Origin of the sequence: Nocardia sp. CA-120079, assembly GCF_050955745.1 — a bacterium.
GTDB lineage: Bacteria > Actinomycetota > Actinomycetes > Mycobacteriales > Mycobacteriaceae > Nocardia.
The window spans coordinates 1,986,380-2,001,061 of the sequence record NZ_CP192088.1 but is presented as its reverse complement, the minus strand read 5'-3'; the positions used below and the strand labels follow the sequence as shown (position 1 = coordinate 2,001,061).

General features: G+C 65.2%; 12 protein-coding genes. 11 read left to right on the top strand and 1 reads right to left on the bottom strand.

Going from position 1 to position 14,682, the window contains the following annotated elements; genetic code table 11:
- Nucleotides 1-12 precede the first annotated feature (12 nt).
- From galK to ACQPYR_RS09175, 4 genes are all read left to right on the top strand, one after another.
- A complete protein-coding gene (gene galK, locus ACQPYR_RS09190) occupies nt 13-1,149 on the top strand; it encodes a galactokinase (protein WP_433629949.1) in 1,137 nt (378 codons plus the stop codon).
- 139 nt (nt 1,150-1,288) lie between these two features.
- On the top strand, nt 1,289-2,995 hold the full coding sequence (locus tag ACQPYR_RS09185; protein WP_433635075.1) for a sodium:solute symporter family protein: 1,707 nt from the start codon (nt 1,289-1,291) through the stop codon (nt 2,993-2,995).
- A 12-nt stretch (nt 2,996-3,007) separates the two neighbouring features.
- Entirely contained in the window at nt 3,008-3,262 is a 255-nt protein-coding gene (locus tag ACQPYR_RS09180) for a hypothetical protein (protein WP_387289832.1), read from the top strand.
- 70 nt (nt 3,263-3,332) lie between these two features.
- Nucleotides 3,333-4,562 carry an epoxide hydrolase family protein gene (locus tag ACQPYR_RS09175; protein WP_433629946.1) on the top strand — a complete coding sequence of 410 codons (1,230 nt, stop codon included), beginning with the start codon at nt 3,333-3,335 and terminating at the stop codon, nt 4,560-4,562.
- Here the strand turns inward: ACQPYR_RS09175 and ACQPYR_RS09170 are convergent.
- Nucleotides 4,559-5,179, bottom strand: a complete 621-nt coding sequence (locus tag ACQPYR_RS09170; RefSeq protein ID WP_433629943.1) for a TetR/AcrR family transcriptional regulator — start codon at nt 5,177-5,179, stop codon at nt 4,559-4,561. The two genes, ACQPYR_RS09175 and ACQPYR_RS09170, sit on opposite strands and share 4 nt — an antisense overlap.
- 154 nt (nt 5,180-5,333) lie before the next feature.
- Between ACQPYR_RS09170 and ACQPYR_RS09165 the strand changes: the two genes are divergently transcribed.
- From ACQPYR_RS09165 to ACQPYR_RS09135, 7 genes are all read left to right on the top strand, one after another.
- Nucleotides 5,334-6,701 (top strand): flavin-containing monooxygenase, encoded by a 1,368-nt coding sequence (locus ACQPYR_RS09165; RefSeq protein ID WP_433629940.1) that lies wholly within the window; start codon nt 5,334-5,336, stop codon nt 6,699-6,701.
- A 10-nt stretch (nt 6,702-6,711) separates the two neighbouring features.
- Nucleotides 6,712-7,851 (top strand): serine hydrolase domain-containing protein, encoded by a 1,140-nt coding sequence (locus ACQPYR_RS09160; RefSeq protein ID WP_433629937.1) that lies wholly within the window; start codon nt 6,712-6,714, stop codon nt 7,849-7,851.
- A complete protein-coding gene (locus ACQPYR_RS09155; RefSeq protein WP_433635074.1) occupies nt 7,851-8,891 on the top strand; it encodes an NAD(P)-dependent alcohol dehydrogenase in 1,041 nt (346 codons plus the stop codon). The genes ACQPYR_RS09160 and ACQPYR_RS09155 overlap by 1 nt, the downstream gene beginning before the upstream one ends.
- 21 nt (nt 8,892-8,912) lie before the next feature.
- On the top strand, nt 8,913-10,592 hold the full coding sequence (locus tag ACQPYR_RS09150; RefSeq protein ID WP_433629934.1) for a class I adenylate-forming enzyme family protein: 1,680 nt from the start codon (nt 8,913-8,915) through the stop codon (nt 10,590-10,592).
- 4 nt (nt 10,593-10,596) lie between these two features.
- On the top strand, nt 10,597-12,339 hold the full coding sequence (locus tag ACQPYR_RS09145) for an N-acyl-D-amino-acid deacylase family protein (RefSeq protein WP_433629931.1): 1,743 nt from the start codon (nt 10,597-10,599) through the stop codon (nt 12,337-12,339).
- Nucleotides 12,340-12,450: 111 nt separating this feature from the next.
- A complete protein-coding gene (locus ACQPYR_RS09140; protein ID WP_433629928.1) occupies nt 12,451-13,314 on the top strand; it encodes an alpha/beta fold hydrolase in 864 nt (287 codons plus the stop codon).
- A gap of 75 nt (nt 13,315-13,389) precedes the next feature.
- Nucleotides 13,390-14,676, top strand: a complete 1,287-nt coding sequence (locus tag ACQPYR_RS09135) for a DoxX family membrane protein (RefSeq protein ID WP_433629926.1) — start codon at nt 13,390-13,392, stop codon at nt 14,674-14,676.
- The last annotated feature ends 6 nt before the right edge of the window (nt 14,677-14,682 follow it).

Sequence of the window (14,682 nt, the reverse complement as noted above, 5' to 3'; positions counted from 1 at the left end):
TGGGCACTGGCAATGCGACGAAGCGAGGAATTCGTGCCGAAGTGGGTGGCGCCGGGGCGGGTCAACATCATCGGTGAACACACCGATTACAACGACGGTTTCGTGCTGCCCATCGCATTGCCGCTGGTAGTCGAGTGTCGGGCGGAAGCGCGAACCGACGGCCGGGTCCGGGTGGTCTCGCGACAGCGGCCGGGTGAGACGGTGCTGGTCGCGGTGAGCGAGCTTGCCGCCGAACGGGATCGGGTGCCCGGGTGGTCGCGGTATCCGCTGGGCGTTGTGTCCGAATTCGCCCGGCGCGGATATGCCCGCGAAGGCATCGACCTGGAGTTGGACGGTGCGGTGCCGATCGGCGCCGGATTGTCCTCCTCGGCGGCACTGTCGTGTGCCGTGGCGGTCGCGCTGCGAGATCTGTTCGCGCCCATCGTCACCGATCGGGAGTTGATCGACCTGGCCCGCGCCGCCGAGAACGACTACGCCGGGGTGCCGACCGGACTGCTCGATCAGTCCGCATCGATTCTGTGCACGGCGGGGCATGCGTTGTTCCTGGATGTGCGGCGGTTGGTCGCGCACGACGGTGTCGCGCACGAACAGATTCCGTTCGATCTCGATCGATTCGGGCTGGAGCTGTTGGTGATCGATACCGGACAGCCGCATGCGCTGATCGATGGTGGTTACGCGCGGCGGCGCGCCCAATGCGAGGCGGCCGCCGCGGCACTCGACGTACCCGCGCTGCGTGATGTCGAATCGCCGGCGGCCGTGGACCGCATCGGCGATGTGGTATTGCGGCGGCGGGCACGACATGTGGTAACCGAGAATGCGCGAGTGCTCACGATTGCCGAAAAGTTGCGAGGCGGTGTGGATCCGCGCGAGATCGGGCCGATCCTGACCGCGGCGCACGAGTCGCTGCGCGACGATTTCGAGGTTTCGACACCGGCACTGGACGCCGCGGCATCCGCCGCGCTCGACACCGGGGCGCACGGCGCGCGCATGGTCGGCGGTGGGTTCGGCGGCAGCGTGATCGCGCTGGTCGATCGGGACGACACCGCAGCGGTCGCGGACGCGGTGCGAGATCGGTTCGCGCGATCGGGTTTCGAGGTACCGCGCACTTTCGTGGTCGTACCCGATGCGGGTGCGCACCGCATCGCTTGAGCAACCGTCCAACTTTTGTGCGTGAATGTGCCACGCGCGTGCGGCACAATCACGCACAGTAGAACGCGAGACGTCCGGTTTCATCGCCTGGAGGGACGACGCTGTGCCGCTTGCCGATTCGACCGTTTTCACATCGGCGCTGGACGCCGTCTCGGTACAAGCCGAGACGACACTGCGCCTGGACGCGCAGCCCGTCGACTATGCGCTGGTAGCGCTGTATTTCGTCTTCGTAATCGGTATCGGCCTGCTGGCCAGGCAGCGGGTCTCTTCGAGTATCGACTTCTTCCTGTCCGGACGATCGCTGCCGGCCTGGGTGACCGGTCTCGCCTTCATCTCCGCCAATCTGGGCGCGGTCGAGATCATGGGTATGTCGGCCAACGGCGCCGAATACGGCTTCCCCACCTTCCACTACTTCTGGATCGGCGCGGTGCCTGCCATGCTGTTCCTCGGCGTGGTGATGATGCCGTTCTACTACGGCTCCAAGGTGCGCAGTGTGCCCGAATTCATGCGGCGACGCTTCGGTACCGGCGCACATCTGGTGAACGCGTTGAGCTTCGCGATCGCGCAGGTGCTCATTGCCGGGGTGAATCTGTATCTGCTCGGTTCGATTCTGAATGTGCTGCTGGGCTGGCCGCTGTGGGTGTCGGTGATCGTCGCCGCGGTGATCGTGCTCTCCTATATCACCCTCGGCGGATTGTCCGCGGCGATCTACAACGAGGTGTTGCAGTTCTTCGTGATCGTCGCCGCACTGTTGCCGCTGACGCTGGTCGGTCTGCACAAGGCCGGTGGCTGGGATGGGCTGCGGGACAAGGTGACCGCTTCACCCGGTGGTGGCGCGCAGTTGGAATCCTGGCCGGGTAACGCGCTCAGTGGCTTTTCCAATAACTTCCTTTCGGTGGTCGGCATCGTCTTCGGCCTCGGATTCGTGCTCTCGTTCGGCTACTGGACCACCAACTTCGTCGAGGTGCAGCGCGCACTGGCGACGCACTCGATTTCGGCCGCGCGGCGTACCCCGATCATCGGCGCATATCCGAAGATGTTCATTCCGTTGATCGTGGTGATTCCCGGCATGATCAGCGCGGTGCTGGTACCACAGATGAGCGAGTACAAGGCGGCGGAGACGGCGGGTTCGAACTACTCCGGCGATGCCACCTATAACCAGGCGCTGCTGTATCTGATGAAGGATGTGCTGCCGAACGGACTGCTCGGCGTCGGCCTCGCCGGATTGCTTGCGGCATTCATGGCGGGTATGGCGGCCAATATCTCCGCCTTCAATACGGTGTTCAGCTATGACCTGTGGCAGCAGTATGTGCGACGGGATCGGCCGGACGGGTACTACCTGAACGTCGGTCGACTGGCCACGGTCGGCGCGACCGTCGCGGCGATCGGGACCGCGTTCATCGCGGGCAATTTCAGCAATATGATGGACTATCTGCAGACGCTGTTCAGCTTCTTCAACGCTCCGCTGTTCGCGACGTTCATTCTCGGTATGTTCTGGAAGCGGATGACGCCGACGGCGGGCTGGATGGGGCTGGTCTTCGGAACCGCCTCGGCCATTGTGGTTTTCATCTTGCACAAGTCCGGCGTCTTCGAATTGTCCGGCCAGGGTTCGAGTTTCGTCGCGGCGGGGGTGGCGTTCGTCGTGGATATCGTGGTCAGCGTGGCGGTTACCCAGGTGACGCAGTCGAAGCCGGATGCCGAACTGGTCGGGCTGGTGTATTCGGAGACGCCGAAGGAACTGCGGCACGATCCGGACGAGGCGAATCTGCCCTGGTATCAGCGACCGGTGCTGCTCGCGGGGATCGCGCTGGTACTGGTCATCGTCCTGAATATCATTGTCGGATAAGGAGGCCGGTCGATGCTTTTCGATATCCGCACCATTGTCGGCGCGCTGCTGGGCAGTTATGCCGTCGTTTTGGTTGTGACCGGACTGGTTCATGACACCGGGGCCGAGGAAGCCAAGACCGGCGGAGTGAATGTGAATCTCTGGGCCGGCCTCGGGATGGGAGCGGTGGCGCTCGCCTTCCTGGTCTGGGTGTTGTTGCGGCCGGTCGCGGTGCCGACCAAGGCGGACGCGCCTGCCGGCGAGGAGGATTCCCCTCCCGAGGCATGACTCGTTCGCGATTTCGCCAGTGCTACGGTCGAGGCATCCGAGATTCGCGAAGCGGTTGCAGGAGAGATCTTTGAGCCACGCCGACCCGTTCCCGCTCCAGCCGACACCGATTCAGGTACCCGATGCGGTGCTCGCCGATCTGCGGCAGCGGCTCGCGCTGACGCGCTGGCCCGACGATGTGGGCAATGACGACCGCTACTACGGCGTAGACCGCGGCTACCTGCAAGAACTCGTCGAGTACTGGCAGCACGAATACGACTGGCGCAAGGCCGAAGCCGCGATCAACGCCTATGACAACTACCTTGTCGACGTCGATGGCGTTCCGGTGCATTTCCTGCGCAAGCCCGGTGTCGGCCCGAATCCGATACCGCTGATCCTCACCCACGGCTGGCCGTGGACGTTCTGGCACTGGTCCAAGGTCATCGATCCGCTCGCCGATCCCGGTGCGTACGGTGGCGACCCCGCCGACGCCTTCGATGTGATCGTGCCGTCTTTCCCCGGTTTCGGCTTCTCCGGTCCGCTGTCGAAGCATCCGGATATGAACTTCTGGAAGGTCGCCGACCTCTGGCACACCTTTATGACCGAAACGCTCGGCTACCCCAAGTACGCCGCGGCAGGGTGCGATGTCGGCGCGTTGGTCACCGGCCAGCTCGGCCACAAATATGCCGATGAGCTCTACGCCATCCACATCGGTTCGGGCCAGAAGCTGACGCTGTTCAACGGTGACCGGGGCTGGGACCTAACCGGCGGGCGTCCTATTCCGGACGGCCTGCCCAAGGATGTCTACGACCGAATCATCGAGCTGGAGCACCGTTTCGGCGTCCACCTCGCCGCGCACGTCCTCGAACCGAGCACCCTGGCCTTCGGCCTCTCCGATTCACCTGCGGGCATGCTCGCCTGGATACTCCAGCGCTGGATGGCGTGGAGCGACAACGGCGGCGATATCGAAACCGTCTTCAGCAAGGACGATCTGCTCACCCACGCGATGATCTTCTGGGTCACCAATTCCATCGGCACCTCGATCCGCACCTACGCCAATAACAACCGGTACCCCTGGACCCCGTCCCACGATCGCGACCCCGTCATCGAGGCACCCACCGGCATTACCTTCGTCGGCTACGAGAATCCACCCGGCGTCACCACCGCCGACCGCGTCGAGCACTTCCGCGCCAGCGACCGCGGCCCCTGGTACAACCTCGTCAACCTGACCGCCCACGACCAGGGCGGCCACTTCATTCCCTGGGAAATCCCGGACCTCTGGACCCAGGACCTTCGCCGCACCTTCCGCGGCCGCCGCTAGGCGGGGGCCTGCAGGGCCGGAAACCAGATGTCGGTGAGGACTTCGGCGGCCTGGTCGGCGGAGACATCGATGGTGCCCTGCATGGCCCAGCGGGTGAAGAAGCGTTCCAGTTGGGCGACAAGGAGTTCCACGCGTAGGCGCGCCTCGTCGCGACGGTCCTCGGGCCAGCGGGCGAGGTAGGAGGTCATGGCGTTGGGCAGGGCCAGGATGCCGCGGCGGGCGATTTCGCGGAATTCCGGCTCCAGTGCGGTGGCCTCGTCCCAGGCGGGCAGCAGGTCCTTGTATTCGTGGAACCAGGCGATGGCGCGAGTCACCCAGTCCACGAATTCCGGGCGGGAGCCGGTGTCGAGTACCCGGTCCAGATCCTCGTAGAAGTGCAGCGCGGTCGGCGCGGTGCTCTGTTCGGCGATGGCGCGCAGGATCTCCAGCTTGCTGCTGAAGTGCAGGTAGAAGGTGGCGCGGCTGCAGCCGACGGCGGCGGCGATGTCGTCGACCCGGACCGCCGCATAACCCCGTTCGATGAACAGCGCCTTGGCGCCGTCCATCAGCCTGGCGCGGGTCTGCAGCTTCTGTTCGTCGCGCAGGCTCAGTCCGGGCGGGTTCGACTTGGTCGGCATGGTAGACATCATGTCATTCACTAGACACTACGTCTAGTCAGTGCTAATTTGTTGCCTACGTCACTCCACGTGCCGCAGGCGGCGCGGGATGGTTCGCCGCACCGGATCCGGTGCCGCCCACGTGACGGCAATCCTTCGGACGAGGACTACGGAATTGACTCACAGCAATCTGCCCCGGGTATGCGTCATCGGCGCGGGCCCCTCCGGAATCACCGCCGCAAAACGCCTGCAGGACTTCGATATTCCCTTCGAGGTCTTCGAGGCGAGCGATGAGGTCGGCGGTAATTGGTATTTCAAGAATCCCAATGGGATGTCGGCCTGCTACCAGTCGCTGCATATCGACACCAGCAAGTTCCGGCTCGCCTTCGAGGATTATCCGGCGCCCGAGGACTGGCCCGACTTCCCACACCATTCGCAGCTGTTCCAGTACTTCAAGGATTACGTGGACCATTTCGGCTTCCGCGACAAGATCCTGTTCAATACCAAGGTCACCGCGGCCGAGCGGCAGGACGACGGCAGCTGGCTGGTCACCGCGAGCGATGGCCGCACCCGGGCATACGACGTGCTGATCGTCTGCAATGGCCACCACTGGGATCCGCGCGTTCCGGACTATCCGGGCGAATTCGACGGCGTGCTGCTGCACAGTCACGCCTACAACGATCCCTTCGATCCGGTGGACATGCGAGGTAAGAAGGTCGTGGTGGTCGGCATGGGCAACTCCGGCCTCGATATCGCCTCGGAACTGTCGCAGCGCTTCGTCGCCGAGAAGCTGACCGTCTCCGCGCGCCGTGGGGTCTGGGTGCTGCCGAAGTATGTGAACGGCAAGGTCGGCGACAAACAGAGTGTGCCGCCGTGGATTCCGCGCAAGGTCAGCTTGAAGCTCAAGCAGCGCTTCGTGCGCAAGTTCCGCGGCGATATGGAGTTCTACGGACTACCGAAACCGGATCACAAACCGTTCGAGGCACATCCGTCGGCAAGTGAGGAATTCCTGCATCGCGCGGGCTGCGGCGATATCGCCTTCAAACCGGCCATTACCGCTCTAGCGGGCACGCAGGTGCACTTCGCCGATGGCAGCACGGAAGAAGTGGACGTAATCGTCTGTGCCACCGGCTATCACATCAGCTTCCCGTTCTTCTCCGATCCGAAGCTGGTGCCGGACGAGCAGAATCGCATCCCGCTGTTCAAGCAGATGATCAAGCCGGGTGTGGACAATCTGTTCTATCTCGGTCTGGCCCAACCGCTGCCGACCCTGGTGAATTTCGCCGAACAGCAGAGCAAGTTGGTCGCGGCCTACCTGACCGGTAAGTACCTGCCGCCGTCGGAGACGGAGATGACTGCCGAGATCGCGGCGGCCGAACAGCGTCGCACCGGACGGTATTACAACTCGCCCCGGCATACGATTCAGGTCGAGTTCGAGCCCTATGTGCGCGATATGAATCGGGAAATGGCAAAGGGCGCAAAGCGAGCCGCTGCTGCCGGCAATGCATTGCCGGTGCCCGCCAGGGCGCTCGAGAACGCGTGAGGGCGCCGCGATGACGACATCAGGCTTCTGTACCGACGAATTCGCCGGTGTGCGACAAGAATTGGCCGACCAGATCGCTTCGGGCGAGGAACTCGGCGCATCGATCTGCGTGACCGTCGACGGCGAACCGGTCGTCGATATCTGGGGCGGGCACCGCGATCTCGAACGGACCGTGCCGTGGACCGAGGACACCCTGGTCAACGTCTTTTCCATCAGCAAGACCATGACCGCGCTGTCGGCGCTGCTGCTGGTGGACCGGGGCGAGCTGGATGTGCAACAGAAGGTCGCGCACTACTGGCCGGAATTCGCCGCGAACGGCAAGGGCGATATCGAGATTCGCCAGCTACTCGGCCATACCTCCGGAGTCTCGGGCTGGGAGCGGCCGATCGAGCTGGCCGATATCTACGACGCCGAGGCGGCGAGCGCACGGCTCGCGACCCAGCCGCCGTGGTGGGAACCGGGCACCGCATCGGGCTATCACGCACTGAACTACGGGCATCTGGTCGGCGAAGTGATCCGTCGAATTACGGGCCGCACCCTCGGCCAGTTCTTCGCCGACGAACTCGCCGGACCGCTCGATGCCGATTTCCATATCGGCACCGCACCGGAAAATCATCACCGCATCGCACCACTCGTTCCGCCGCCGCTGCTGGAATTCGATATGGCCACGCTTGATCAGGACAGCATCCTGGTCAAGACACTCACCAGTCCCCTGCTCGATATTCCGGAGGCCAATAGTGCCGCATGGCGGAAGGCCGAGATCGGCGCAGTGAACGGACACGGCAATGCGCATTCGGTGGCGGCAGTGCAGTCGCTGGTCGCCTGCGGCGGTGCGCTGCGCGGGCGAAGGTTCTTGTCGGAGAAGACAATCGATCTGATCTTCGAACAGCAGTCCGACGGCGCGGATCTGGCCTTGCTGCTGCCGCTGCGCTTCGGCCTCGGTTACGGCCTCCCCCAGTCGCAGACCGCGCCGGAGGTGCCCGACGGGAAGGTCTGCTGGTGGGCCGGATTCGGCGGCGCCATCGTGGTCAACGATCTCGATCATCGAGTCACCTTCGCCTACACCATGAACAAGATGGCGCCGGGACTCATCGGCTCCGATCGTGCGAATGCCTATCTGCGCGCGGTGTTTTCGGTGGTGCGCGGATGATGCGCGCACTGCAGCTCACCGAACCCGGTGTGCTCGAACTGCGCAAGGTCGCGGTACCCACGATCGGGCCGGCGGATCTGCTGCTGCGCGTCGGTGCGGCAGGCATCTGCCATTCCGATTTGCATGTGCTGCATATTCCGTTCAAGATGCGCGAGGATCCGCTGACGCTCGGACACGAGGTGGCGGGCACCATCGAGGCGGTCGGCAGTGCTGTCGACGGCCGGGTGGTCGGTGAGCGCGGCATTGTCTATCTGTGCTGGTCGTGCGGCGTCTGCCGAGAGTGTGTGCGCGGCAATGAGAATGTGTGCCGCGCCGCCGGGCGCACTGCCATGCCGCCCTGTCCCGGACTCGGTCCGGACGGCGGTATGGCCGAGTACATCCGCATCCCCGCAAGCTCTTTCGTGCCCATCGGGGAGCTGGATTTCCTGCAGGCCGCGCCGCTGGCCGATGCGGCGCTGTCCAGCTATCACGCCATCGACGGCGCGCGCGAGCAGTTGTACCCCGGTTCGGTCGCGGTAGTGATCGGCATCGGTGGACTCGGCCATGTCGCGGTGCAGATACTCACCGCGACCAGCGCGACGCATGTGATCGCCGTTGACGTGAGCGAGGACAAACTCGCCCTGGCCGCTCGCTGTGGTGCGGCCGAGGGTCTGCTCTCCGGCGCCGAAACCGCGCGCGAAATCTTGGATCGCACCGATGGCCGTGGTGCCGATGCGGTCTTCGACTTCGTCGGTGTCGATGCGACGGCCAGGCTGGCGGTGGAATCTGTTGCCCCCAATGGCGCGTACCGCATGATCGGGCTCGGCGGCGGCGCACCGGAAATTACGGCTGGACCAGCGGGCGGTCCGGGCTGGCCGTGGGGCGCTTCGATCCGAAAGTCCTACGGCGGCACCAAATCCGACCTGATCAACTCCGTTGCCCTGGCCCAGTCGGGTCGGCTGACCGTCGAAACCGAACGCTTCGATCTGGCGGACGGTCGCGCCGCCCTCGACCGACTGGAGCGCGGGCTCATCACCGGCCGCGCCGTACTGGTGCCCTGAACCCACGAGGAAGTGCCTTCTATGACAAAGTCTTTCGATCCACAGGAATTGGCCGCGCAGGCCGTTGCCCGGCTGACCGGTCCAGGCGGACCATTCGAGACGACGGTCGAAGATGTACTCGGCGCGCCGATTCCGGTGATCAAGAACCGAGTGCACTCGTTGCGCGAAGTGCTCGCGGCCTCGGTCGCCCTGGGTGATCGCGACTACCTGGTCACCGAGGACCGGCGGATGTCCTATGCCGGGCATGCGGCGGCCGTCGGTGCGCTGGCTCGTGCGCTGCGGGACCGGTACGGCGTCGAAAAGGGCGACCGGATCGGCATTCTCGCGGCCAACACTCCCGAATGGGTGGTGACGTTCTGGGCCGCGCAGACGTTGGGTGCGATCGCGGTCGGCTACAACGCCTGGTGGATGCCGCGCGAAATCGCCTACGGCCTCGAGCACACCGGCCCGAAGGTCCTGATCGTCGATGCGAAACGCGCGGCTCAGGTGGCGCAGCTGGACGTTCGGGTCCCGGTGCTCACCATGGAGCACGACCTGCCCGCACTGATCGCCGAATTCGGCGACGGCGAGCTACCGCATACTCCGGTGGACAAGGACGATCCCGCGGTCATCCTCTACACCAGCGGCACCAGCGGCCGCCCCAAGGGCGCGGTGCATTCGCATCGAAACCTGGTGGCGGTCATCGACTATCACCGTTTCAACGACGCACTCGCGGCCGCCTTCCAGGGTGGTGTCGACGACGGCAGTCCGAAGGGCCGCCGCTTCCTGCTCACCTCCCCGCTGTTCCACATCGCGAGCCTGCACAATCTGGTGCTGCCGCGCATGGTGACCGGCGACACCGCCGTCATCTACCAGGGCGCGTTCGATGCCGAGCGGATACTGCGGCTGATCGAACGGGAACGGATCAGCAACTGGGGTGCGATGCCGACCATGGCAAGTCGCCTGCTCGAAGTGGATCTGTCGAAGTACGACCTGACCTCGCTGGCCGCCTTCTCGCTCAACTCGGCGCCGTCCTCGGCCGCACTGCAACAGAAACTGCGCGAACAACTTCCGGTCGCCAAGACGGCGCTGGTGACCAGCTACGGCATGACCGAATGCAGTACCGCGGCGACCATCGCCGCACCGGCCGAACTCGCCGCCTTCCCGGATACCGTCGGGCGCCCGGTGATCGGAGTCGACCTGCAGATCCGCGATGCGCTCGGCGAACCCGTCGGCGAGGGCGTCGAGGGTGAGATCTGGGTGCGCAGCCCCTATGTGATGCTCGGCTATTGGGCGGACGAGGCCGCGACCGCAGCCGCTATCACGCCCGAGCGCTGGTTGCGCACCGGCGATATCGGAATCCTGGAGCAGGGCCGACTCCGTTTGTCCGGCAGGCGTTCGGATCTCATCCTGCGCGGTGGCGAGAATGTCTACCCGACCGAGGTCGAGCAGTGCCTGGACGAACATCCCGCGGTGCGCGAATCAGCCGTCGTCGGACTGCCCGACGATGATCTCGGCCAGGTGATCGCGGCGCTGGTGGTTGTCGAGAACGCTTCCGCCACAACGGAACAGGAGCTGACCGAATTCGCGAAGCAGCGCATCGCGTACTACAAGGTGCCCGCCAAGTGGCGGATCACCACAACGCCCCTGACCCGCAATGCGACCGGCAAGGTCGTGCGCGCCGGGATCGCCGAAACCCTGTCCGATCCCGCCGCGGAGTGAGGCCATGTACGACACGATCATCAAAGGCGGACGGTGGTTCGACGGCACCGGCTCGCCGTCGGCGGTCCGCCATCTCGGAATCCGGGAAGGTTCTATAGCCGCAGTTTCGGCCGAACCGCTCGACGAGGCCGACTGTCCGCACGTCATCGATGCCGCCGGGAAGTGGGTGATTCCCGGCATGATCGATATCCACACCCACTACGACGTCGAGGTGCTGCAGAGCCCGGCGCTGGCCGAATCCATTCGACACGGCATCACCACCGTGCTGCTCGGGTCGTGCTCGTTGTCGACGGTGCACGTCGATGCATCGGACGCCGGCGATCTGTTCGGCCGGGTGGAGGCCATTCCACGCAAACACGTCATCGAGGCGATGGCCGAAATCAAGTCCTGGACTTCGGCACAGGAATATGTCGAGGCACTGGAGGCACTCCCGCTCGGACCGAATCTGGCCGCCTTCATCGGACATTCTGATATCCGGGCCGCCGAGATGGGACTGGATCGCGCCACCCGCAAGGAGATTCGGCCGACGGATGCCGAATTGGCCGCCATGGCAGCGAAACTCGATGAGGCATTGGACGCAGGCTTTGTCGGTATGTCCTCCCAGCAGTTGCTCTTCGACAAGCTCGACGGTGAGGTCTGCCGCTCACGCACGCTGCCCTCGACCTATGCGACCACCCGAGAACGTCGCAGGCTCAATGCGATCCTGCGCCGTCGCGGCCGCGCACTACAGGGTGGTCCGGATGTGGCCCGGCCGCAGAGTCTGGTCGCGATGGCGGCGAGCAGCCTCGGCATCTTCCGCAAACCACTCAAGGTCAGCCTGCTGTCCGCCGCCGATATCAAGGCCATTCCCACTGTCGCCCAGATCTTTCCGTTGATTGCGCGGGTGCTCAATCGACTGGGCGGTGACTTCCGCTGGCAGCATCTGCCGGTGCCGTTCGAGGTCTACTCCGACGGTATCGATCTGCCGGTCTTCGAGGAATTCGGTTCGGGCGCGGCGGCACTGCACCTGTCCAACCAGCTGGAGCAGCGCCGGGAGCTACTGCGCGACGAAGATTATCGACGGCGATTCCGCAAGGATTACGACAAGAAGTTCGGGCCGCGGGTGTGGCATCGCGATTTCTTCGACGCCGAAATCGTGGAGTGTCCGGACTCCTCGGTGATCGGCAAGACCTTCGGTCAGGTCGGACAGGATCGCGGTGGCCTGCATCCGGTGGACGCATTCCTGGACCTGGTTGTCGAGTACGGCGACAAAGTGCGTTGGCGCACAACCATTTCCAATCATCGGCCGCGGGTGCTGGACAAATTCGCCGCCGATCCCGGTGTGCAGCTCGGCTTCTCGGATGCGGGCGCGCATCTGCGCAATATGGCCTTCTACAACTTCGGGCTGCGGTTCCTGCGCAGGGTGTACGACGCCGAGCGCGCGGGTCGTCCGTTCCTGTCGCTCGAACGTGCGGTGCATCGCATCACCGGTGAACTCGCCGATTGGTATGGCATCGATGCGGGACATCTGCGTCCCGGTGACCGAGCCGATCTGGTCGTCATCGATCCCGCACATCTGGACGAGACCGTCGAGGCCTACGCCGAAGCACCGATCGCGGTATTCGACAACCTGTCGCGCATGGTCAACCGCAATGACGCGACGGTGGTCGCGGTGCTCGTCGGCGGGGAGTGCGTCTTCGGCGGGGGTGCGGCGGAACCGGTCCTCGGTGTCCGCCGCACGGGTCGCTTCCTCCGGGCGGGTGCCTGACCTGGCCGTACCGATCGCCCACCGGGCAATTCGCTTCGCCGTCGGATCAGCGCTACCTTTAGGGTTACCGGCGAACACAGGTGTTCGCCTATCGACTCGCAAGGAGGCGCCGTGGCGATCTTCACGCATCGCGGTCGGGGTGTCGTCTATGACCGCGTCGGCAGCGGCGCACCGGTCATCCTGCTGCACAATGCGGGCGCCCAGCGCCACATCTGGGACGAGCAGGTCGGCGAATTGCGGCACGAGCACGAGGTATTCGCGCTGGATCTGCCCGGTTACGGCGAATCCGACCAACCCGCGGACGGCTATCGCCTCGCCGATTACGTGCACATGCTCGAGGCCTTCCTGACCGAACAGGCACTCACCGATGTCGTGCTGATCGGCAACTGTCTGGGGGCCGCCACCGCACTGCGCTACACGATGACGCATCCGGACAACGTGCGCGCTCTGGTGCTGTGCAACCCCCTGACCTGGAACACCATGCGCGCCGGACGCCAGTCCGGACTGGCCTGGGTCGATGCCAGACTCCCGCTGGCGCCGGTGGCCCGCAGGGTGGCGCTGCCGGATGCGGTCATCTCCCGGATCGTCGCCGACCAACTCGGCGCGAACGGGCGGCGCCGCGATCTGCACCACTCGCCGCGGCTCATGGCGCACTGGGGCGACAAGGGCCGGTTGCAGGCGCTGCACGGCCTGGTGCAGGACTTCCCGACCTATGCCGACCTCGATGTTTTCACCCCCGGCCCCGGATTCCCGCCGATCTGCACCGTCTGGGGCGAGCAGAACCGCATCCTGTCGGCCCGGGCCGGCGCCCGACTCGACGACACACTGCATCCGCACACCCGAATTCAGCTCACGGAATGCGGCCACTTGCCTATGGTGGAGGATCCAGAGACCGTAACGAACATCATCACCACCTTTCTGTCCAGTCCGGAGGTACGGCCGTTCGGCGCGACAGAACACCCGGTCAAACCTTGATTCGGGTGTTGATCTTGTTGTTTGACGGCGCCGAACGCGGTTACCCGAACCTCAGCCATCGAGGAAAGGGACGTCATGTTGCTACGCCGATTTGCCCGACCACTGCTGGCGACCGCGTTCGTCGCCGATGGGGTCGACGCGCTGGTCCACCCCGAGCCGCGCACCCAAGCGGCATCGGCCCTGGTCCAGCAGGGACAGCAGTCGCTGCCCGACAATATCGCCGCGAAATTGCCAGCGGATCCCGGGACATTCGTGCGGATCAATGCGCTCACCCAGGTCTCGGCCGGTGTGCTGCTCGCCCTCGGTAAGTTTCCGCGCCTGGCCTCGCTCACCCTGGCCGCGACGGTGATTCCCGCGACGGTCACCGAACAGGATTTCTGGGCGGAAAAGGATCCGGAACGCAAGGCGGCCAAGCGCAAGGCCTTCGTCAAGGATGTGAGTCTGCTCGGCGGTCTGATGATCGCCAGCGCGGATACCGAGGGCAGGCCGTCGCTCGGCTGGCGTGGCCGACGTGCCGCCAGCAATGCCACGGCGGCGGTTTCGGCCGCATTGCCGTTCACCGCAACGGATTCGGCCACCGGCGACGCATTGCGCCGCCGTGCGCACGACGCCGCCGTGCGGGCCCGCGAGTTCGGCGATGTCGCGCAGGAGCGGGGCTCCGATCTCGCGGAGACGGTCAAGGAGCACGGTCCGGAGTGGGCCGAGCTGGCCAAGGAACGCGGTGCGAAGTGGGCCGAGAAGGCGGCGGAACTCGCGGAGCTCGCCAAGGAACGCGGGCCGGAAATCGCCGCGGCGGCACGGGAGCGCAGTGTGCACCTCGCGGAGCTCGCCAAGGAACGCGGCCCGGAACTCACTTCGACGGCACGCGAACGCGGTGCCGAACTCTCCGGCGAAGCACAGAAACGTAGCGCTCGGTGGGCCGAGAAGGCCCAGCACCGCGGCATCGAGCTCACCGAGCTCGCCAAGGAACGCGGGCCCGGAATCGCCGCGACGGCACGCGAACGCGGCGCGCACCTCGCCGAAATGGCCCAGCACCGCGGCACCGAGATCGCGGAAATAGCCCAGCACCGCGGTGCCGAGATCGCCGAAATGGCCCAGCACCGCGCCGCCGAGATCGCCGAACTCGCCAGGGAACGCGGGCCGGAACTCGCCTCGACCGCACGCGTACGCGGTACCGAAATCTCGGAAAAGGCGCAGAAGCGCGGCGCACGGTTGGCCAAGAAGGCGGAGCGGCGTGCGAAGAAGGCGCAGCCGCGGGTCGACCGGGCCCTGCGCCGTCTCGACAAGGCAGAGGAACGGGCGGCGCTGGCGCAGGAACGGATCGCCAACGCGCGTGCCCGCGTGCAGGCGCGGTTCCGCTGAATCACG

Coding starts and splice junctions, on each gene's coding strand:
- galK (WP_433629949.1), top strand. CDS start 13: ATGCGACGAAGCGAGGAATTCGTGCCGAAGTGGGTGGCGCCGGGGCGG.
- ACQPYR_RS09180 (WP_387289832.1), top strand. CDS start 3,008: ATGCTTTTCGATATCCGCACCATTGTCGGCGCGCTGCTGGGCAGTTAT.
- ACQPYR_RS09170 (WP_433629943.1), bottom strand. CDS start 5,179: ATGCCGACCAAGTCGAACCCGCCCGGACTGAGCCTGCGCGACGAACAG.
- ACQPYR_RS09160 (WP_433629937.1), top strand. CDS start 6,712: ATGACGACATCAGGCTTCTGTACCGACGAATTCGCCGGTGTGCGACAA.
- ACQPYR_RS09155 (WP_433635074.1), top strand. CDS start 7,851: ATGCGCGCACTGCAGCTCACCGAACCCGGTGTGCTCGAACTGCGCAAG.
- ACQPYR_RS09150 (WP_433629934.1), top strand. CDS start 8,913: ATGACAAAGTCTTTCGATCCACAGGAATTGGCCGCGCAGGCCGTTGCC.
- ACQPYR_RS09145 (WP_433629931.1), top strand. CDS start 10,597: ATGTACGACACGATCATCAAAGGCGGACGGTGGTTCGACGGCACCGGC.
- ACQPYR_RS09135 (WP_433629926.1), top strand. CDS start 13,390: ATGTTGCTACGCCGATTTGCCCGACCACTGCTGGCGACCGCGTTCGTC.